This window comes from Okibacterium fritillariae (assembly GCF_052783725.1).
Genome location: NZ_CP199917.1, coordinates 2602492 through 2621234, shown reverse-complemented (window position 1 = coordinate 2621234; position 18743 = coordinate 2602492). Strand labels below are relative to the sequence as shown.

The window sequence follows — 18743 nt, the reverse complement described above, 5'->3', positions numbered from 1 at the left end:
GGAGGAAGAGAAATGGTGGAGTCAATCGCACGTGTGCGACACATCCGCGTCACCCCCCAGAAGGCTCGTCGCGTCATCAACCTGATCCGTGGCCGCCAGGCGCAGGAAGCACTGGCCATCCTGAAGTTCGCCCCTCAGGGCGCTTCGGAGCCCGTGTACAAGTTGGTTGCTTCGGCTATCGCGAACGCTCGCGTCAAGGCCGATGCCTCGAACACCTACCTGGACGAGCAGGACCTCTACGTGGCCCGTGTATTCGTTGATGAGGGCACGACCCTCAAACGTTTCCAGCCCCGTGCCCAGGGTCGTGCTTTCCGCATCAACAAGCGCACCAGCCACATCACCGTCGTGCTCGCCACGCCGGATGAGACCGTTGCTGCCGCTGGCACGAAGAAGAAGGTGAGCAAGTAATGGGCCAGAAAGTAAACCCGTACGGCTTCCGTCTGGGAATCACCACCGACCACGTGTCGCGTTGGTTCTCCGACAGCACGAAGAAGGGTCAGCGCTACAGCGACTACCTCGCTGAAGACGTCAAGATCCGTGCGCTGCTGAGCACCTCGCTCGACCGTGCCGGCGTCTCCCGCATCGAAATCGAGCGCACCCGCGACCGTGTACGTGTGGACATCCACACGGCTCGTCCCGGAATCGTCATCGGCCGCCGCGGCGCCGAGGCCGAGCGCATCCGTGGAGATCTCGAGAAGCTCACCGGCAAGCAGATCCAGCTGAACATCCTCGAGGTCAAGAACCCCGAGGCTGACGCTCAGCTGGTCGCCCAGGGCATCGCCGAGCAGCTCTCCGCTCGTGTGGCTTTCCGCCGCGCGATGCGTAAGGGCCTGCAGGGCGCGCAGCGCGCTGGCGCCAAGGGTGTCCGTATCCAGGTCTCCGGCCGCCTCGGCGGCGCCGAGATGAGCCGCTCGGAGTTCTACCGCGAAGGCCGTGTGCCCCTGCACACCCTGCGCGCGAACATCGACTACGGCTTCTACGAGGCGAAGACCACCTTCGGCCGCATCGGCGTGAAGGTCTGGATCTACAAGGGCGACATCACCAACAAGGAACTCGCTCGCGAGCAGGCTAACGCGAAGTCGCCGAGCCGCGAGCGCAACGACCGTCCCCGCCGTGCCCCGCGCACGGAGGCTCCGGTTGCAGAAGGAGCAACGGCATAATGCTGATTCCCCGTCGTGTAAAGCACCGCAAGCAGCACCGTCCGCACCGTACCGGTCAGGCCACTGGTGGAACCCAGGTCAGCTTCGGCGAGTACGGCATCCAGGCACTCACTCCCGCCTACGTGACCAACCGTCAGATCGAGTCCGCTCGTATCGCCATGACGCGTCACATCAAGCGTGGCGGAAAGGTCTGGATCAACATCTACCCCGACCGTCCGCTCACCAAGAAGCCTGCTGAAACCCGCATGGGTTCCGGTAAGGGTTCGCCCGAGTGGTGGGTCGCCAACGTCAAGCCGGGTCGCGTCCTCTTCGAGGTCGCCGGTGTCAGCGAAGAGCTGGCCAAGGAAGCACTGACCCGTGCAATTCACAAGCTGCCCCTCAAGGCACGCATCATCAAGCGCGAGGAGGGCGACGCATAATGGCGATCGGTTCCAAGGAGCTCACCTCGACTGAGCTCGACACTTTCGAAGACGAGCGTCTCGTCGAAGAGCTGCGTAAGGCGAAGGAAGAACTCTTCAACCTGCGCTTCCAGGCCGCTACCGGCCAGCTCGAGACCCACGGCCGCCTGCGTGCCGTGAAGCGCGACATTGCCCGCATCTACACGGTCATCCGTGAGCGCGAGCTGGGCATTCGCGCCACCCCCGTCGTCGAGGCAGCACCTGCCAAGGCGGAGAAGAAGACCAAGAAGAAGGATGCTGCACCCGCGGCAGCCGAGACCGAGACTGAGGAGGCCAAGTAACTATGGCTCAGACCGAAGAGAAGGTCGCCGAGGCTGTTGTCCGCGGCTACCGAAAGACTCGTCGTGGCTACGTCGTCAGCGACAAGATGGATAAGACCATCGTCGTCGAGGTCGAAGACCGCGTGAAGCACCCGCTGTACGGCAAGGTCATCCGCCGCACGTCCAAGGTGAAGGCTCACGACGAGCTCAACACCGCCGGCATCGGCGACCTCGTTCTCATCAGCGAGACCCGTCCCCTGAGCGCTTCGAAGCGCTGGCGCCTGGTCGAGATTCTCGAGAAGGCCAAGTAAGCCCCCGCGGGCTTGCTTCGTAGAAGGAGTATCAAGTGATTCAGCAGGAATCCCGGCTCAAGGTGGCCGACAACACCGGCGCCAAGGAGCTGCTCACCATCCGCGTTCTCGGAGGCTCCGGCCGCCGTTACGCCGGACTGGGTGACACGATCGTGGCAACGGTCAAGGACGCTATCCCCGGTGGAAACGTGAAGAAGGGTGACGTCGTCAAGGCGGTCATCGTTCGCACGAAGAAGGAAGTCCGCCGCCCGGACGGCTCGTACATCAAGTTCGACGAGAACGCCGCAGTGATCTTGAAGAACGACGGTGACCCCCGCGGCACCCGTATCTTCGGACCGGTCGGTCGCGAACTCCGCGACAAGAAGTTCATGAAGATCGTCTCGTTGGCACCGGAGGTTATCTAAGTCATGGCAAAGATCAAAAAGGGCGACCTCGTGCAGGTCATCTCGGGCGCAACCCAGGCCCGCGGCGGAGACCGCGGCAAGCAGGGCAAAGTCATCGAGGTGCTCGTCGAGAAGAACCGCGTGATCGTCGAAGGCGTCAACTACGTCACCAAGCACGTCCGCCAGGGTCAGACCCAGCGCGGATCGAAGACTGGTGGCATCGAGACGCACGAAGCGCCGATCCACATCTCCAACGTCGCACTCGTCGACCCGGAGACCAAGAAGCCGACTCGCGTCGGTCACCGCAACGAAACCGTAACGAAGAACGGCGTCGAGAAGACGGTCCGCGTTCGTTACGCCAAGACGTCTGGTAAGGACCTGTAATGACCGACACCGCAACTGCTGCGCCGGCTGGCAAGATCCAGCCGCGCCTCAAGCAGAAGTACCGCAGCGAAATCGTTCCGGCCCTCAAGGACCAGTTCGGCTTCGGCAACGTGCACCAGGTACCCGGCCTCGTCAAGGTCGTCGTGAACACCGGTGTGGGTGAAGCAGCTCGCGATGGCAAGATCATCGACGGTGCCGTTTCCGACCTCACCAAGATCACGGGCCAGAAGCCGCAGGTCACCAAGGCCCGCAAGTCGATCGCACAGTTCAAGCTGCGCGAGGGCCAGCCCATCGGCGCACACGTCACGCTTCGTGGCGACCGTGCCTGGGAATTCCTGGACCGTCTGCTCTCGCTCGCACTGCCCCGCATCCGCGACTTCCGCGGTCTGAGCGACCAGCAGTTCGACGGAAACGGCAACTACACGTTCGGTCTTCAGGAGCAGAGTGTGTTCCACGAGATCGATCAGGATAAGATCGACCGGGTTCGCGGTTTCGACATCACTGTCGTCACCACCGCGAAGACGGACGAAGAGGGTCGTGCGCTGTTGAAGGCGCTCGGTTTCCCGTTCCGTAGTACCGAAACTTCCAACTAACTTTCGAATCATCTGATTCGTCATGTGTTGGGCAACGGGCCCGGGGTTTTCCCGGGCCCGTACCACCACAGGTCGTCGTTCGTGTAACGGGCGCCGAAACCTGGTGACAAAAGGAAAAATCATATGACAATGACAGATCCGGTCGCAGACATGCTGACCAGACTGCGCAACGCGAACTCGGCGCACCACGACACCGTGTCGATGCCGCACTCCAAGCTCAAAGGGCACATCGCCGACATCCTCAAGGCCGAAGGTTACATCTCGGGCTGGGAAGTTGCCGACGCCCGCGTCGGACAGACGCTCACGCTGAACCTCAAGTTCGGTCCGAACCGCGAACGCTCCATCGCCGGCATCAAGCGTGTATCGAAGCCCGGCCTCCGCGTCTACGCGAAGTCGACCGAGATTCCCCGCGTTCTCGGCGGGCTCGGCGTAGCCATCCTGTCCACCTCCTCCGGTCTGCTCACCGACCGTCAGGCTGAGAAGAAGGGCGTAGGCGGAGAAGTACTCGCCTACGTGTGGTAGCCATTCATGTCTCGTATTGGAAGACTCCCCATTCAGATTCCTGCCGGCGTCACCGTTTCGGTTGACGGCCGCCAGGTTGCCGTGAAGGGCCCGAAGGGCGAGCTCGCGCTCACCGTCGCCCAGCCCATCGAAGTTGCGATCGAAGAGGGCCAGGTGCTCGTCACCCGTCCCGACGACGAGCGCGACTCCCGTTCGCTGCACGGCCTCACGCGCACGCTCATCGCCAACCAGATCATCGGTGTCACCGAGGGTTACACCAAGGGCCTCGAGGTCGTTGGTACCGGTTACCGCGTTCAGCAGCGTGGCGCCAACGTCGAGTTCGCACTCGGCTTCTCGCACCCCGTCATGATCGAACCGCCCGCCGGCATCACGCTCACGGTCGAGGGCAACAACAAGCTCACGATCTCGGGCATCGACAAGCAGGCCGTCGGTGAGGCTGCTGCCAACATCCGCAAGATTCGTAAGCCGGAGCCCTACAAGGGCAAGGGTGTCCGTTACGCCGGCGAGAACGTTCGCCGCAAGGCCGGAAAGTCGGGTAAGTAACCATGGCCGTTAAGACCAAGTCTGCTGCGCGTGACCGTCGTCACGCCCGGCTGCGCAAGAAGATCGAAGGCACCGAGGTTCGTCCCCGTCTCGTCGTGAACCGCTCGTCCCGTCACGTTTTCGTGCAGGTCGTTGACGACAGCAAGGGTCACACCCTCGTTTCCGCCTCCACGCTCGAGAGCGACCTCCGGTCGTTCGACGGTGACAAGACCGCTAAGGCCAAGCGCGTCGGCGAACTCGTCGCCGAACGTGCCAAGAGCGCCGGCATCGAAGACGTCGTGTTCGACCGTGGCGGTAACCGCTACGCCGGACGCGTCGCTGCGATCGCCGAAGGCGCACGCGAAGGCGGGTTGAACCTGTGAGCGACAACGAAGTTAAGAAGGAGCAGGAAGTGGCGACTGACCAGACTGCCGCTGAGAAGCCGGTCGAGACCGCTGCTGGCACCGACAACGCGGGTCGCACCGACGCGCGCGGTGAGCGCCGTGGTGGCGGCCGTGGCGAGCGTGGCCAGGGCCGCGACCGCAACAGCCGTGATGCCGACAAGAGCCAGTTCCTGGAGCGCGTCGTCACCATCAACCGCGTGTCGAAGGTCGTAAAGGGTGGACGTCGGTTCAGCTTTACCGCTCTCGTCGTCGTCGGCGATGGCAACGGCCTCGTGGGCGTCGGCTACGGAAAGGCGAAGGAAGTTCCCCTCGCCATTTCGAAGGGTGTTGAAGAGGCGAAGAAGAACTTCTTCCGCGTTCCTCGCACCGGCTCGACCATCCCGCACCCCGTCCAGGGTGAAGCCGCTGCCGGCGTCGTCCTCCTGCGCCCCGCCTCGGGTGGTACCGGTGTTATCGCCGGTGGTCCCGTCCGCGCCGTGCTCGAGTGCGCTGGCATCCACGACGTCCTGAGCAAGTCGCTCGGCTCGTCCAACACGATCAACATCGTGCACGCCACGGTGGCGGCCCTGCAGCAGCTCGAAGAACCTCGTGCCGTTGCCGCCCGTCGCGGTCTGGAATTCGACCAGGTCGCTCCTGCCCGCCTCGTGCGCGCCGAAGCTGAGGCTGTCGCTGCTGCGGCTGCCGCGAAGGTAGGTGCCTAATGGCCGGTCGCCTGAAGGTCACGCAGATCAAGTCCAAAGTTAGTGAGAAGCAGTACCAGCGCGACACTCTGCGCAGCCTGGGACTGAAGCGCATCGGCTCGACGGTCATCCGCCCGGATGACTCGCAGAACCGCGGCTACGTCAACACTGTTGCTCACCTCGTAAAAGTTGAGGAGATCGACTAATGGCTGACGAGAAGAAAGACGTCACCGAGGAGACCCCCAAGAAGGCTCCCGCCAAGAAGGCAGCGCCCAAGGCTGCTGCCGACAAGGCTCCCGCCGCCAAGGCTCCGGCCAAGAAGGCTCCCGCGAAGAAGGCTGCAGCTTCGGCTGACGCCGCTTCCGTCGAGTCGGCTCCTGTCGCCAAGAAGGCTCCGGCCAAGAAGGCAGCAGAAGAGGTCGAGGCCCGCGTGCAGGTTCTGAAGGTGCACCACCTTCGTCCCGCCGCCGGCTCCAAGAAGGAACGCACGCGCGTCGGCCGTGGTGAAGGATCCAAGGGTAAGACCGCGGGTCGTGGAACCAAGGGTACGAAGGCTCGTTACTCCGTTCGTCCCGGTTTCGCCGGTGGTCAGCTGCCGCTGCACATGCGTGCGCCGAAGCTGCGCGGGTTCAAGAACCCGTTCCGCGTCGAATACCAGGTCGTCAACCTGGAGAAGCTGGCCGAGCTCTACCCGGCCGGTGGCGACGTCACCATCCAGGACCTCGTGCTCAAGGGCGCCGTTCGCAAGAACGAGAAGGTCAAGGTTCTCGGCAACGGTGACATTTCAGTTAAGCTGAACGTAGCGGTTGACAAGGTCTCTGACTCTGCCGAGCAGAAGATCGTGGCAGCCGGGGGCTCTGTAAAGTAGCTTTCGGGCTGTTCCGTGTCAGGAACTCACCCGGGTGGTCGTGAAAGCGGCCACCCGGGCCGACCCCGCTTAACCCTCAGGAGGCACCCCCTTGTTTAGCGCCGTAGCGCGGATCTTCCGCACACCCGACTTGCGTCGGAAGATCGGTTTCACTCTGGGCATCATCGCCCTCTACCGCTTGGGGTCCTTCATCCCGGCACCGTTTGTCGACTTCGGCAACGTGCAGGCGTGTCTCGCACAGAACCAGGGAACCTCCGGTCTGTACGAACTCGTCAACCTCTTCTCCGGTGGTGCGCTTCTCCAGCTGTCGATCTTCGCGCTGGGAATCATGCCCTACATCACCGCGTCGATCATCGTGCAGCTCTTGCGCGTGGTCATCCCGCACTTCGAAACCCTGCACAAAGAGGGTCAGGCGGGCCAGGGCAAGCTGACGCAGTACACGCGTTACCTCACCATCTTCCTGGGTGTTCTGCAATCGACCACCCTCATCACCGTCGCCCGATCGGGTGCCCTCTTCGGCACGAACTCCGGCGGCGAGTGCTCGCAGTTGCTCACCAACGACGCGTGGTACGCCATCCTGCTCATGGTCATCACCATGACCGCCGGCACCGGCCTCATCATGTGGATGGGCGAGCTCATCACCGAACGCGGTGTCGGCAACGGCATGTCGCTCCTGATCTTCACGTCGATCTCCGCCACGTTCCCCGCCTCGCTGTGGGCCATCTGGCAGTCGCGTGGCGTCGAGACCTTCCTCCTCGTTCTCGCGGTCGGCCTCTTGATCGTCGGACTCGTGGTCTTCGTCGAACAGTCGCAGCGCCGAATCCCGGTGCAATACGCCAAGCGCATGGTGGGTCGCCGCACCTATGGCGGCAACAACACGTACATCCCGATCAAGGTCAACATGGCCGGCGTCGTGCCCGTCATCTTCGCCTCGTCGCTGCTCTACCTGCCTGCTCTGATCGCGCAGTTCAACCAGCCCGCCGCTGGACAAGAGCCGGCCGCGTGGGTCACCTGGGTCACGAACTACCTGACCAAGGGCGATCACCCGCTCTACATGCTCCTGTACTTCCTGCTCATCGTGGGCTTCACCTACTTCTACGTGGCGATCACCTTCAACCCCGAAGAAGTGGCCGACAACATGAAGAAGTACGGCGGGTTCATCCCCGGCATCCGTGCCGGTCGCCCCACCGCCGAGTACCTCGACTACGTGCTCACCCGCGTGACCCTTCCCGGATCGATCTACCTCGGTTTGATCGCACTCATTCCGCTGATCGCTTTGGCCCTGGTCGGCGCTAACCAGAACTTCCCGTTCGGTGGCGCATCGATCCTGATCATCGTCGGTGTCGGACTCGAGACCGTGAAGCAGATCGACTCGCAGCTGCAGCAGCGTCACTACGAAGGACTCCTGCGTTGAGCGGCGACCGAGGCATCCGTTTGCTCATCGTCGGTCCCCCCGGGGCTGGCAAGGGCACGCAGGCTTCGGCGGTCGCTGAGGCTTACGGCATCCCCGCCATCTCGACGGGGGACATCTTCCGCGCGAACATCGAGCAGGGCACCGAACTGGGCAAACAGGTCCAAGAGGTCATGGCTTCCGGCGGATTCGTTCCCGATGAGCTGACCAACTCGATCGTGGCCGACCGGTTGAAGCAGGAAGACGCGCAGGGCGGCTTCTTGCTCGACGGTTACCCGCGGACGACCGAGCAGGTCCACGAGCTCGATCGCATCCTCGCCGAGAGCGGCGCCGAACTCGACGCCGTGATCCAGCTGCAGGCCGACACGGACGAGGTCGTCAAGCGCCTCACGAAGCGTGCGCTCGAGCAGGGTCGTGTCGACGACACCGAAGACGTCATCCGTCACCGCCAAGATCTCTACCGTGAGCAGACCGAGCCGGTCATCGCGATCTACGCCGAACGCGGCGCGGTCGTCGAGGTCGATGGGCTGGGAACGGTAGACGACGTGGCGGCACGTGTGCGCGATGGTCTCGCTGCCCGCGGTCTTGGCGTCCACGCTTAGTTTCTGCGTCGGCACATAAGGTCGACACGCCGGGCGTTCGCGCTCTCACAGCGACTGTTTCGCAGACGGAGGTCTCGCGGTGCGAGCACCGAGCCGGCGAATTCCAGGAACAGACATCGCCCAGGGCGACGGTCGCACGGCGCTCACCCCGCACGAGGAGCGCTCCACACAACGAGCATGGTGAGTCGTGGGCGATAGTGCCCCGGGAGGAGTAGCGAATGCTGCGCAGATCTATTTACAAGTCGCCAGCGCAGCTGCGCCTGATGATGGCGCCTGGCGCCGCGACGGCGGCGTCGCTCCAGGCGGCTCGCTCCGGCATCCGCGTCGGGGCCACCACGTTGGACGTGAACGCCGCAGCGGAAGCGGCGATCGTGGCGCTCGGCGGGCAGCCGAACTTCGTGCTGGAGCCCGGCTACCACCACACAATCTGCGCGTCCGTGAACGATGACGTGGTTCACGGCATCCCCAATGCCCGCCCGCTCGAACCCGGGGACATCGTCTCGATCGATAGCGGCGCCATCCTCGACGGTTGGAACGGCGACGCGGCCATCACCGTGGTCATCCCCGACCCGGCGCGCCCCGACCTCGTGGCCGCGCGACAGAAGCTATCCGATGTGACAGAAGGCTCGCTGTGGGCTGGAATCGCTCGTCTTGCGCGCGCCAAACACCTCAACGAGGTCGGTGACGCCGTGCAGGGCTATGTCGAAGCTCGTGGGGACTACGGCATCCTGACTGACTACATCGGACACGGCATCGGACGGTCGATGCACGAGGCGCCGCCCGTCTTCAACTATCGGGTCTCGCAGAAGGGGCCCGAGGTGAAGCCCGGACTCGTCGTCGCCATCGAGCCCATGGTGGTCGCCGGATCGATCGAGACCTACGTGCGCGACGACGACTGGACGGTTGCCACCGAAGACGGCCTCGACGCCGCCCACTGGGAGCACAGCGTCGCGGTGCACAAAGACGGCATCTGGGTGCTGACCGCACCCGACGGCGGAGCCTCTAAACTGGCCGAGTTCGGCGTGACGCCGACACCCATCGCCTGAAAGGCCGCCCGATGACCGAGAACGTCTACCGCATCGACCTCGCCGCCGCTCACGAGCAGCAACCCGCCGACGGATGGTGGGGGAGTGTCACGCAGATGGGGCCGGACGAAGCGCTGCTCGACGCGCGCGATCTCGGCGCTTCTCGAGGAGACGGAATCTTCGAGACGTTCGGCACGATGGAGGGGCGCGTTCACGCGCTCGGCGCGCACCTCGCGCGACTCGGCAGGTCGGCCCACTCGCTCGACCTGCCCGAGCCGAACGTCGAGCAGTTGAACGCTGTCGTCCGCCGCGCCGCGCAGGAGATCGACGCTCCGGGGCAGGCTTCGATCAAGCTCGTGCTGACGCGGGGCGTCGAGGGCACGGGCATCCCGACCGGATGGATGGTCGTGACCGCGATCTCCGCTGACGCTTTCGCGAGCCAGCGACGCGATGGCATCGACGTGGTCGTGCTCGAGCGGGGTTACCCGAGCGATGTGGCCGGGCGGGCGCCATGGCTCCTTGCCGGCGCCAAGACGTTGTCCTACGCCGTGAACATGGCCGCTCTGCGTGAAGCGAAACGGCAGGGCGCCGACGAGGCGCTCTTCGTGTCGACGGACGGTTATGCGCTCGAAGCCCCGACCTCGAACCTGGTCGTGAAGCTCGACGGCGAGTTCGTGACCACGCCACCCGTGAACGGCATCCTCGCCGGCACCACCCAGGGAGACCTCTTCGAGTTGCTCGAGGGGTGGGGTGAGCGAACGGCCTACAGGCTTCTCACCATCGATGAGGTGCGCAGCGCTGACGCCGCCTGGTTGCTGTCGAGCGTTCGTCTGGCCGCACCGCTGCGGTCGCTCGACGGGCAGCCCCTCGAGGTCGACGTCGAGCTCACGGCGCGTATCAACGACGCGCTACTCGGTCGGTGACCCGCTGACCCGCTGACCCGCTGAGGCGCTGCCCGGCTGACGCGCTGACGCTGCGGCGCGAGGCGCGAGCGGGGCCGAGCGCAGGCAGGCCGTTAGGTGGGTAGGACGCGAACGGGCGTTCGCGGGGCCTAGGCGTCGATGACGTGGACGAGCTCGTCGATGAAGCTCGGGAAGTCGACGGCGTTGCGCACGATGCGCTGCACGTCGGCTCGGTTCGAGAAAACCTCGACGAACTGGTCGAAGACGCTCTGGAAGCTGCCGCGGTCAACGGCGGAGAACGCGATGAATGCGACGACGTTGACACGGTACTCGCCCCAGGGGAGCGGCGTCTCGTTGACCGAGATCGCGATGGCGGTGCGGGTCGCCGTCATGGTCATGGCATGCGGCACGGCCAGTGCCTCGGTAAAGGCGGTGGATGACATCCGCTCGCGTTGCAGGGCCCCCTCGACATAGCCCTGATCGACGACAGAGGCCTCGACCATCCGCTCGCCGAGGGTGCGAATCATGGTGTCGCTGTCGGCGACCGTGAGGTTGCGGAAGAAAAGATCCTCGCGGAAGTACTTCAGCAACTGGCCCTTGATGCGCTCGCGCCGACGCATGCGCTTGATCTCGGCGATCTCGCGGCGTGCCCGGTCAATGTCGCCCGCGGTGAGGAACGGCTGGATGACGACGACCCCGGGGGAGGGCACTGGCGGCTCGATAGTGGACAGCACGAGGTCGGTGTCGATGGTCGACCAGTCCACGTCGCTGCGCGTGACCACCTGGCGCACACGCAGCTCGGTGCCGAGCGACCCCTCGACGCGCTGCAGCAGCAGGCTGTGCAGGTCGTAGTAGTTGGGGCACACGATGGTGCAGGTGACCAGGTCGTCACCGTACATCTGCCGCTCGAGCTGCGCCCCCACGTGCATGGCGATGTAGGCGATCTCGTCGTCGTTGACCGTGATGGCGGCGCGTTCCTGCAGGCGGCTGGCGATGTAGACGGCGAGTTCGTAGATCATCGGGAACGAACTCTTGATGCTCTTGGTGAGCGGGTTGCGCGAGTACGAGCGATCTTTGGCGCGCCGCACGAGGTTCTGCACGTGCATCGACAGGCGCACGAGGAAATCCTCGTCCGAGAGGTCGACGACGTACTGCTCGCTCGCGGCCTGCGTGATGTCGCGCATGGTCTCGAGGATGTCGCGGTCGAGGTAGTCATCGCCCTCGTGAGCGTGCGCGTGGGCCGGTTCGGCTCCCGGTGTGATGACGCGGGTGCCCAGCAGATGCGCCAGGTAGTCGATCTCTGCTCCGCCGAGGTCGACCTCGAAATGCGTCTGGATGAGCGAGTGAAGGTCCTGCCCGACACCCTCGGGCGGCAGATCCGCCTGGGGTGCGTTCGTCTCGATGTCGCGGTGCTTCGAGACCCGGTCGACGGCGATGGCGATGTGGAGGAGGACATCCGCGATGCCGTATTCGTTGACGTAGTAGCCGCGCGCCGTGAGCGCCTGCACCAGATCGGTCTTGAAGGCGCCGAGGGTCTGTGCCGAGAATTCACGCTGGATGGCGACGAGCTCGACCATTCCGCGCTCAGTCTCTTCGCGGAACATGCGGCTGAGCAGGCGACGCCGGGCGGTCTCGGTTCCGGTCAGGGTGACGATGCTGCCGGCGCGCCCGAGGCGGAGTGTCTCACCGGAGAGCAGCTGACGCACCCGCCCGAGATCGGCCTCGATCGTGGAGTCGCTCACGTGCAGCGTCGCGGCGAGCTCGTACACGTCGAGCCCATCGGGGCTGTCGATGAGCCGTCGCACGATGGCGTAGAGCCGGTCGCGGGGCGTCTCTGCATCGCCCGCGCCCGTGTGCACGAACTGCGTGTAGGCCTCACGATCGATGCGATAGCCCTCGCCGCCCGAGCGGATGGGCGCGAGCGGTGCAGCCTCGTCTTTGATCTGCGTCACATAGCTGCGCACACTGCGCGGGGTCACGCCCAGGACGTCGCTCAATTCGCCGGCCGTCACCCAGCCGCCGTCGCGAGCGAGGTAGGTGAGGAGCCGTTCGTGTTTGTCGCGGATCACCGAACCTCCTTCCCGCGTTATTCGAGTTAACCATCTCGAACCCGTATAGGAGGTCAGCGCACCCGCCTTTCCGGGGTGGCGGAAAGCGATCTAGTGGCACGCATGCTTGTGCGAGACGAATATGGCATTGTCGGCAGCATCCTGCCGAAGCAACAGTTGTAAAGCGGAGGCAGTCAATGAGGATCCTCATTGTGTGTGGCGCGGGCGCGTCCAGCACATTCGTCGCTCTGCGCGTTCGACGCACCGTTGCATCCCGCGGACTCGACCATGTCGTCGAAGCCGGGTCGGTCGAGCGCATCCCCGAGGCGAACGAAACGCTGGGTGGCGAGTTGCGCCCCGCCGAGGCATCCGCCAACCGTGCCGACGTCGTCCTCATCGGCCCGCACCTCGCCGACCGGTTCGACGAGCTGAACGATCGCGTCGAGCGTTCCGGCGGCCGTGCCGTTCTGCTGCCCACCGACATCTTCACCGACGCATCCGGCGACCGGGCCCTCGACCTGGCACTGGCCGCACCCATCACCACCCCGTAAGGAACCCCATGATTGAACGCACTGTCAGCATCGGCTCGGCCAACGGGCTGCACGCGCGCCCCGCGAAGCTGTTCGCGCAGGCGGCTTCGGGCGCCGGCATCCCCGTCACGATTCAGAAAGACGGCGGCAAGGCTGTCAACGCGGCGAGCATCCTGGGCGTCATCTCGCTCGGCATCGAACACGGCGACACGGTGACCGTCACGGCCGACGGCTCGGGCGACGACGCCGAGCAGGTTCTCGACACCCTGACCGAGCTGCTGGCCACGGACCACGACAATGCCTAGCGCCACCGCCACGAGCGCCACCACCACTCAGGGCCAGGCGCCCGAGATCACCACGCTCACGGGTGTCGGCATCGGCACGGGTGCCGCGGTCGGCCCCGTCGCCTTCATGGCTCCCGCCCTTCCCGAGCCGAAGGATGTCGCCTCCACGCGTTCGGTCGACGAAGAAACCGCCCGCGTGCGCACGTCCGTCGCCGTCGTCTCGCAGGAGCTCGACGCGCGCGGCCAGAAGGCGGGCGGCGCGGCACAGGAAGTGCTCGAAGCGCAGGCCATGATGGCCGAGGACCCGGCCCTCACCGAGCTCATCGACCAGAAGATCGCCGCGGGCGGCACCGCCGAGCGCGCGGTATTCGAGGCGTTCTCGTCGTTCCGCGCCCAGCTCGAGGCCCTCGGCGGCTATCTCGCCGAGCGCGCCGCCGACCTCGACGACGTGTCGCAGCGTGTGATCGCTGACCTCAGCGGTGTCGCGGCCCCCGGCGTTCCCGAGCGCGACGAGCCGTTCATCCTGATCGCGCGTGACCTGGCGCCGGCCGACACCGCCGTGCTCGACCTCGACCGCGTCCTCGCCCTCGTGACCACGGACGGCGGGCCCACCTCGCACACGGCGATCCTCGCCCGCGAGAAGTCGATCGTCGCCATCGTCGGCACGCAGACCTCCGAGGGCTTGGCCGACGGCGACGTCGTCGTGGTCGACGCCGCCACCGGCCAGGTGACGCTCAACCCCGATGCCGCTCTCATCGAGGCGACGACCGAGCGCATCCGCGCCCGCGCCGCCCAGGCCGAGCTGCCCGCCGAGCCCGGCCGCCTCGCCGACGGCACGCCCCTGCCCCTCCTCGCCAACCTCGGCGACGTGGCCGGCGCGGCCCCCGCCGTCGCACGCGGCGCCGAGGGTGTGGGACTCTTCCGCACCGAGTTCCTCTTCCTCGACTCGACGACGGCCCCCACCGTCGCCGACCAGCGCGCCTCCTACACGGCGCTGCTCGAAGCCTTCCCCGGCAAGAAAGTCGTCGTGCGCCTGCTCGACGCCGGGGCCGACAAGCCGCTGCCGTTCCTCAACGACGCACACGAAGAGAACCCCGCGATGGGGTTGCGCGGCCTGCGTGCCCTGCGCGCCAGCGAGAACCTGCTGCGCGACCAGCTCACGGCGCTCGCCGAAGCAGACGCCGCGACATCCGCCGATCTGTGGGTCATGGCACCCATGGTGTCGACGGTCGAAGAGACGGTCTACTTCGTCACCATCGCCGCCGAATACGGCATCCGCACAGCCGGCGTCATGGTCGAGGTTCCCTCGGCCGCGCTCCTCGCCGACCGCATTCTGCCGCACGCCGCCTTCGCGTCGATCGGCACCAACGACCTCACCCAGTACACGCTCGCCGCCGACCGCCAGCTCGGCTCGGTGGCCGCCTTCCAGAGCCCCTGGCACCCCGCGGTGCTGCGGCTCATCCAGGAGGTTGCGCGTGCGGGGGAGTCGACGGGCAAACCCGTCGGCGTGTGCGGCGAGGCTGCCGCAGACCCGCTGCTCGCGATCGTTCTCGCGGGCCTCGGTGTCACCTCCCTGTCCATGTCCCCGGCGGCGCTCGCAGATGTGCGCGCCTCCCTTCTCACCGTCACCCTCGACGAGGCACGCACCATCGCCGAGTCCGCCCTGGCCGCCGACGAGGCAGCCGACGCCAAGACCGCAGCGCTCGCCGCGGCAACCCGAATCACAACGAAAGAGAACTGATCATGACGACGACGTCAACGCCCACCCAAAAGGGTGGATTCCGAGTCGGGGTGCAGCGCTTCGGCACCTTCCTCTCGGGCATGGTGATGCCCAACATCGCCGCCTTCATCGCGTGGGGCCTCATCACGGCCCTGTTCATCCCCACCGGCTGGCTGCCGAACGAGCAGATCGCGACCCTGGTCAACCCGACGCTGTTCTTCCTGCTGCCGCTCCTCATCGCCAACACCGGTGGTCGGATGATCTATGACACCCGTGGTGGCGTCGTGGCGACCATCGCGACCATGGGCGTCATCGCCTCGACCATGGGCACCCCCGTGTTCGACGGCGGAACCCCCATGTTCCTCGGCGCCATGATCGTCGGCCCCCTCGCGGCCTGGATCATGAAGCAGGTCGACAAGCTCTGGGACGGCAAGATCAAGGCCGGCTTCGAGATGCTCGTCAACAACTTCTCCGCCGGCATCCTGGGCGCCATCCTCGCCATCGGCGCGTTCTTCGCCATCGGCCCAGTCATCAGCACCATCACGGCGTGGCTCGAGTCGGCCGTCGACTGGCTGGTCGCCGCGCAGCTGCTGCCCCTCGCCTCGATCTTCATCGAGCCCGGCAAGGTGCTGTTCCTGAACAACGCCATCAACCACGGCGTGCTCACCCCCATCGGCACCGCGCAGGCACAGGATGCCGGCAAGAGCGTGCTGTTCCTGCTCGAGGCGAACCCCGGCCCCGGCCTCGGTCTGCTGCTCGCCTTCGCGTTCTTCGGTCTCGGTAGCGCCCGCGCCACCGCTCCCGGCGCGATCGTGATCCAGTTCCTCGGTGGAATCCACGAGATCTACTTCCCCTACATCCTCGCCAAGCCCATCCTGCTGCTCTCGGTCATCGCCGGTGGTGCCGCCGGTATCGCCACCAACGTGGCCTTCAACTCGGGTCTCGTGAGCCCCGCGTCGCCCGGCAGCATCTTCGCGATCCTCGCGGTCACGGAGAAGGGCAGCTACGTCGGCGTCATCCTGTCGGTCATCCTGGCCGCCGCCGTGTCGTTCATCATCTCGGCCATCATCCTGCGGGCCACGCGTAAGCGCGACATCGCCGCGGGCAACGCCGGTGACCTGAGCGCCGCCATCGCGCAGACCGAAGCCAACAAGGGCAAGAAGTCCAGCGTGCTCGGCAACATCCAGCATGACGGTGCTGCAGCCGGTGCCACCGCGACCGACGAAGGCCTCGTGGCTACGCTCGAGCGCAAGCCGATCAACAAGATCGTCTTCGCGTGCGACGCCGGCATGGGTTCGAGCGCCATGGGCGCCTCGGTGCTGCGCAACAAGATCAAGAAGGCCGGCATCGACGGCGTCGACGTGACCAACAAGTCGATCGCCAACCTCGACGGCTCTGAAGACCTCGTGATCACGCAGCGCGAGCTCACCGACCGTGCCAAGGGAAAGACCCCCGAAGCCACGCACCTCTCGGTGGACAACTTCATGAACAGCCCCAAGTACGACGAGGTCGTCGAACTGCTTCGCGCCGAAGGGCACTGAGCACAAGAAATAACCGGATGACAGGGCCGGGCGGGTGGCGGCAACTCACAGCCACCCGCCCGGTCGTGTTTGCCAGACTGGGTTCGTCCACCGGCGAACCGAACGTAAGGAAGAAACAGGACCATGAGCGAACAGATTCTTGCCGCCGATCAGATCGAGATCGTGTCGGATGCCGTGACCAAAGAGCAGGCGATCCGCCGGGCCGCCGACATCCTCGAGCGCGTCGGAGCCGTCTCGGACGGGTACTACGCCGCCATGCTGCAGCGCGAAGAGACCGTCAGCACCTACATGGGCAACTTCCTGGCGATCCCGCACGGCACCAACGACGCGAAAGACACCATCACGCGTTCGGCCCTGTCGTTCACGCGGTACGAGCAGCCCATCGACTGGGCGGGTGAAGAAGTGCGTTTCGTCGTCGGCATCGCGGGCGTCAACAACGAGCACCTCGACATCCTGTCGCGCATCGCCATCATCTTCTCCGACGAGGACGAGGTCGCCAAGCTCGCGGATGCCTCCACCACCGACGAGATCTTCGCCCTGCTCGGGGATGTGAACGCCGAATGAAGGCCGTCCACTTCGGCGCCGGCAACATCGGGCGCGGGTTCATCGGAGTCCTCCTGCACGAGGCCGGTTACGACCTCGTCTTCGCCGACGTCAACGGCGAGCTGACCGAGCGCATCGACCGCGTCGGCCACTTCACGGTGCACGAAGTCGGCGAGGGTGGCACCGACCACGTCGTCGACAACGTGCGCGCCATCGACAGCCGGTCGCACGAAGACGCACTCGTCGCCGAGATCGCCTCAGCCGATATCGTCACCACGGCCGTCGGCCCCAACATCCTGCGCTTCGTCGCGCCCGCCATTGCGCGCGGCATCGCCGAGCGCCCCGCGGATGCCGCCCCCCTCGCCGTCATGGCGTGCGAGAACGCGGTCAACGCCACCGACATCCTGCAGACCGAAGTGCGTGCCGCCGTCGGCGACGCCGCCTGGGAGCAGCTGGCCGCGAAGGCCGTCTTCGCCAACACCGCGGTCGACCGCATCGTCCCCGCCCAGGAGCCCACCGGCCCCGACGGCATCGACGTCACGGTCGAGACCTTCTCGGAGTGGGCCATCGAGGAGCCGCCCTTCGGCGGCAACGCCCCCCGCATCCCGGGCGCACACTTCGTGCCCGACCTCGAGCCCTACATCGAGCGCAAGCTCTTCACGGTCAACACGGGCCACGCCACGACCGCCTACTTCGGCGCTCTCGCGGGGCACGACTCCATTGCCGACGCCATCGGTGATCCGGATGTCGCGGCCAAGGTGCGCGCCACGCTCGAAGAGACCTCGGCTCTCCTCGTCGAGAAGCACGGTCTCGACGTCTCCGAGCAGGACGCATACCGCGCCACCATCCTGCAGCGTTTCGCCAACCCGCACCTGCCCGACACCGTGTCGCGCGTGGGCCGCCAGCCCCTGCGCAAGCTGTCGCGCAACGAGCGTTTCATCTCGCCCGCCGCCCAGCTGGCCGAGCGCGGCACCGACCCCGTAGCCCTCGTCGCCGCCATCGGTGCGGCCCTGCGCTTCGACGACGTGGATGACGAGCAGAGCGTGCTGATGAAGACGGCGCTCTCGACGCTCACGACCGAGCAATTCATCGAGGAACACCTCGGGTTGGCGCCCGAACACCCCCTCTATGCATCCGTGTTCGACGTCGTCGCGGCGCGTGCGCAGGAATTATAGAGACGGACTGGTAAATAGCAAGGACATCGCATAAGATCGTTCTTTGGTGCTTTAGGCACGCTTTTGGCGTGTCCGGCACCGCATGCAACGCATGACCAGCACACCCTACCTATTGCGACAGTGAGGCTATGGCCAAAAAAGACGGCGTCATCGAAATTGAAGGCTCAGTGGTTGAGGCTCTGCCCAACGCGATGTTCCGCGTTGAGCTGACCAACGGCCACAAGGTGCTTGCCCACATCTCGGGCAAAATGCGCCAGCACTACATCCGCATCCTCCCCGAGGACCGCGTGATCGTCGAGCTGAGCCCCTACGACCTGACCCGCGGCCGGATCGTCTACCGCTACAAGTAGACACTCATCTTTCACACGGGCACGCGCGAGCAATCGGGCGTGTCGATCGGAAAGGTGTGCTGTAAGT

The 18743-nt window shown here is 65.5% G+C and carries 26 protein-coding genes; 25 read left to right on the top strand and 1 reads right to left on the bottom strand.

Going from position 1 to position 18743, the window contains the following annotated elements; all coding sequences use genetic code 11:
* The first annotated feature begins 12 nt into the window (after positions 1-12).
* From rplV to ACUWEX_RS11970, 18 genes are all read left to right on the top strand, one after another.
* The gene (rplV, locus tag ACUWEX_RS12055; RefSeq protein WP_077055084.1) at positions 13-408 is read left to right on the top strand and encodes a 50S ribosomal protein L22; all 396 of its coding nucleotides are present in this window, start codon (positions 13-15) and stop codon (positions 406-408) included.
* Positions 408-1160, top strand: a complete 753-nt coding sequence (gene rpsC / locus ACUWEX_RS12050) for a 30S ribosomal protein S3 (protein WP_077055085.1) — start codon at positions 408-410, stop codon at positions 1158-1160. Before rplV ends, rpsC begins: the two co-directional genes overlap by 1 nt.
* Positions 1160-1579, top strand: coding sequence for a 50S ribosomal protein L16 (rplP, locus tag ACUWEX_RS12045; RefSeq protein ID WP_077055086.1), 420 nt, complete (start codon positions 1160-1162; stop codon positions 1577-1579). The genes rpsC and rplP overlap by 1 nt, the downstream gene beginning before the upstream one ends.
* On the top strand, positions 1579-1899 hold the full coding sequence (gene rpmC, locus ACUWEX_RS12040; RefSeq protein ID WP_077055087.1) for a 50S ribosomal protein L29: 321 nt from the start codon (positions 1579-1581) through the stop codon (positions 1897-1899). Before rplP ends, rpmC begins: the two co-directional genes overlap by 1 nt.
* A gap of 2 nt (positions 1900-1901) precedes the next feature.
* Positions 1902-2189, top strand: a complete 288-nt coding sequence (rpsQ, locus tag ACUWEX_RS12035) for a 30S ribosomal protein S17 (protein WP_077055088.1) — start codon at positions 1902-1904, stop codon at positions 2187-2189.
* Positions 2190-2224: 35 nt separating this feature from the next.
* Positions 2225-2593: a 50S ribosomal protein L14 gene (rplN, locus tag ACUWEX_RS12030; protein ID WP_077055089.1), complete on the top strand. Its 369-nt coding sequence runs from the start codon at positions 2225-2227 to the stop codon at positions 2591-2593.
* Positions 2594-2596: 3 nt separating this feature from the next.
* A complete protein-coding gene (gene rplX, locus ACUWEX_RS12025; protein ID WP_077055090.1) occupies positions 2597-2956 on the top strand; it encodes a 50S ribosomal protein L24 in 360 nt (119 codons plus the stop codon).
* Positions 2956-3549, top strand: coding sequence for a 50S ribosomal protein L5 (gene rplE / locus ACUWEX_RS12020; protein ID WP_079728053.1), 594 nt, complete (start codon positions 2956-2958; stop codon positions 3547-3549). Before rplX ends, rplE begins: the two co-directional genes overlap by 1 nt.
* A 123-nt stretch (positions 3550-3672) precedes the next feature.
* The gene (gene rpsH / locus ACUWEX_RS12015) at positions 3673-4071 is read left to right on the top strand and encodes a 30S ribosomal protein S8 (RefSeq protein WP_077055092.1); all 399 of its coding nucleotides are present in this window, start codon (positions 3673-3675) and stop codon (positions 4069-4071) included.
* A gap of 6 nt (positions 4072-4077) precedes the next feature.
* Positions 4078-4614, top strand: coding sequence for a 50S ribosomal protein L6 (gene rplF / locus ACUWEX_RS12010; RefSeq protein ID WP_077055093.1), 537 nt, complete (start codon positions 4078-4080; stop codon positions 4612-4614).
* A gap of 2 nt (positions 4615-4616) precedes the next feature.
* Complete coding sequence (gene rplR / locus ACUWEX_RS12005; RefSeq protein ID WP_077055094.1) at positions 4617-4976, top strand: 50S ribosomal protein L18; 360 nt, start codon at positions 4617-4619, stop codon at positions 4974-4976.
* Positions 4977-5005: 29 nt separating this feature from the next.
* Complete coding sequence (gene rpsE, locus ACUWEX_RS12000; protein WP_234991124.1) at positions 5006-5698, top strand: 30S ribosomal protein S5; 693 nt, start codon at positions 5006-5008, stop codon at positions 5696-5698.
* On the top strand, positions 5698-5883 hold the full coding sequence (rpmD, locus tag ACUWEX_RS11995; RefSeq protein WP_077055096.1) for a 50S ribosomal protein L30: 186 nt from the start codon (positions 5698-5700) through the stop codon (positions 5881-5883). The genes rpsE and rpmD overlap by 1 nt, the downstream gene beginning before the upstream one ends.
* The gene (rplO, locus tag ACUWEX_RS11990; RefSeq protein ID WP_079728055.1) at positions 5883-6545 is read left to right on the top strand and encodes a 50S ribosomal protein L15; all 663 of its coding nucleotides are present in this window, start codon (positions 5883-5885) and stop codon (positions 6543-6545) included. The genes rpmD and rplO overlap by 1 nt, the downstream gene beginning before the upstream one ends.
* A gap of 91 nt (positions 6546-6636) precedes the next feature.
* Positions 6637-7959, top strand: coding sequence for a preprotein translocase subunit SecY (gene secY, locus ACUWEX_RS11985; protein ID WP_077055098.1), 1323 nt, complete (start codon positions 6637-6639; stop codon positions 7957-7959).
* Entirely contained in the window at positions 7956-8558 is a 603-nt protein-coding gene (locus tag ACUWEX_RS11980; protein ID WP_234991126.1) for an adenylate kinase, read from the top strand. The genes secY and ACUWEX_RS11980 overlap by 4 nt, the downstream gene beginning before the upstream one ends.
* 218 nt (positions 8559-8776) lie before the next feature.
* Complete coding sequence (gene map / locus ACUWEX_RS11975) at positions 8777-9604, top strand: type I methionyl aminopeptidase (protein ID WP_445996395.1); 828 nt, start codon at positions 8777-8779, stop codon at positions 9602-9604.
* 11 nt (positions 9605-9615) lie between these two features.
* Entirely contained in the window at positions 9616-10506 is an 891-nt protein-coding gene (locus tag ACUWEX_RS11970) for an aminodeoxychorismate lyase (protein ID WP_445996394.1), read from the top strand.
* A 128-nt stretch (positions 10507-10634) separates the two neighbouring features.
* On the opposite strand, the gene ACUWEX_RS11965 is transcribed toward ACUWEX_RS11970, so the two are convergent.
* Positions 10635-12554 carry a BglG family transcription antiterminator gene (locus ACUWEX_RS11965; protein ID WP_445996393.1) on the bottom strand — a complete coding sequence of 640 codons (1920 nt, stop codon included), beginning with the start codon at positions 12552-12554 and terminating at the stop codon, positions 10635-10637.
* A gap of 176 nt (positions 12555-12730) precedes the next feature.
* Here ACUWEX_RS11965 and ACUWEX_RS11960 point away from each other — a divergent pair, with 176 nt between their 5' ends.
* The 7 genes from ACUWEX_RS11960 to infA all read left to right on the top strand — a co-directional run bounded on the left by ACUWEX_RS11960 (position 12731) and on the right by infA (position 18676).
* The gene (locus ACUWEX_RS11960; protein WP_445996392.1) at positions 12731-13084 is read left to right on the top strand and encodes a PTS sugar transporter; all 354 of its coding nucleotides are present in this window, start codon (positions 12731-12733) and stop codon (positions 13082-13084) included.
* 8 nt (positions 13085-13092) lie between these two features.
* Positions 13093-13368, top strand: coding sequence for an HPr family phosphocarrier protein (locus tag ACUWEX_RS11955; RefSeq protein ID WP_079728060.1), 276 nt, complete (start codon positions 13093-13095; stop codon positions 13366-13368).
* 106 nt (positions 13369-13474) lie between these two features.
* Positions 13475-15088 carry a phosphoenolpyruvate--protein phosphotransferase gene (ptsP, locus tag ACUWEX_RS11950; RefSeq protein WP_445997644.1) on the top strand — a complete coding sequence of 538 codons (1614 nt, stop codon included), beginning with the start codon at positions 13475-13477 and terminating at the stop codon, positions 15086-15088.
* Positions 15089-15090: 2 nt separating this feature from the next.
* On the top strand, positions 15091-16608 hold the full coding sequence (locus ACUWEX_RS11945; protein WP_079728062.1) for a PTS mannitol transporter subunit IICB: 1518 nt from the start codon (positions 15091-15093) through the stop codon (positions 16606-16608).
* A 123-nt stretch (positions 16609-16731) separates the two neighbouring features.
* A complete protein-coding gene (locus ACUWEX_RS11940) occupies positions 16732-17172 on the top strand; it encodes a PTS sugar transporter subunit IIA (protein WP_077055105.1) in 441 nt (146 codons plus the stop codon).
* Positions 17169-18326, top strand: coding sequence for a mannitol-1-phosphate 5-dehydrogenase (locus tag ACUWEX_RS11935; protein ID WP_445996391.1), 1158 nt, complete (start codon positions 17169-17171; stop codon positions 18324-18326). Before ACUWEX_RS11940 ends, ACUWEX_RS11935 begins: the two co-directional genes overlap by 4 nt.
* 128 nt (positions 18327-18454) lie before the next feature.
* Entirely contained in the window at positions 18455-18676 is a 222-nt protein-coding gene (infA, locus tag ACUWEX_RS11930; RefSeq protein ID WP_021759551.1) for a translation initiation factor IF-1, read from the top strand.
* Positions 18677-18743: the final 67 nt, after the last annotated feature.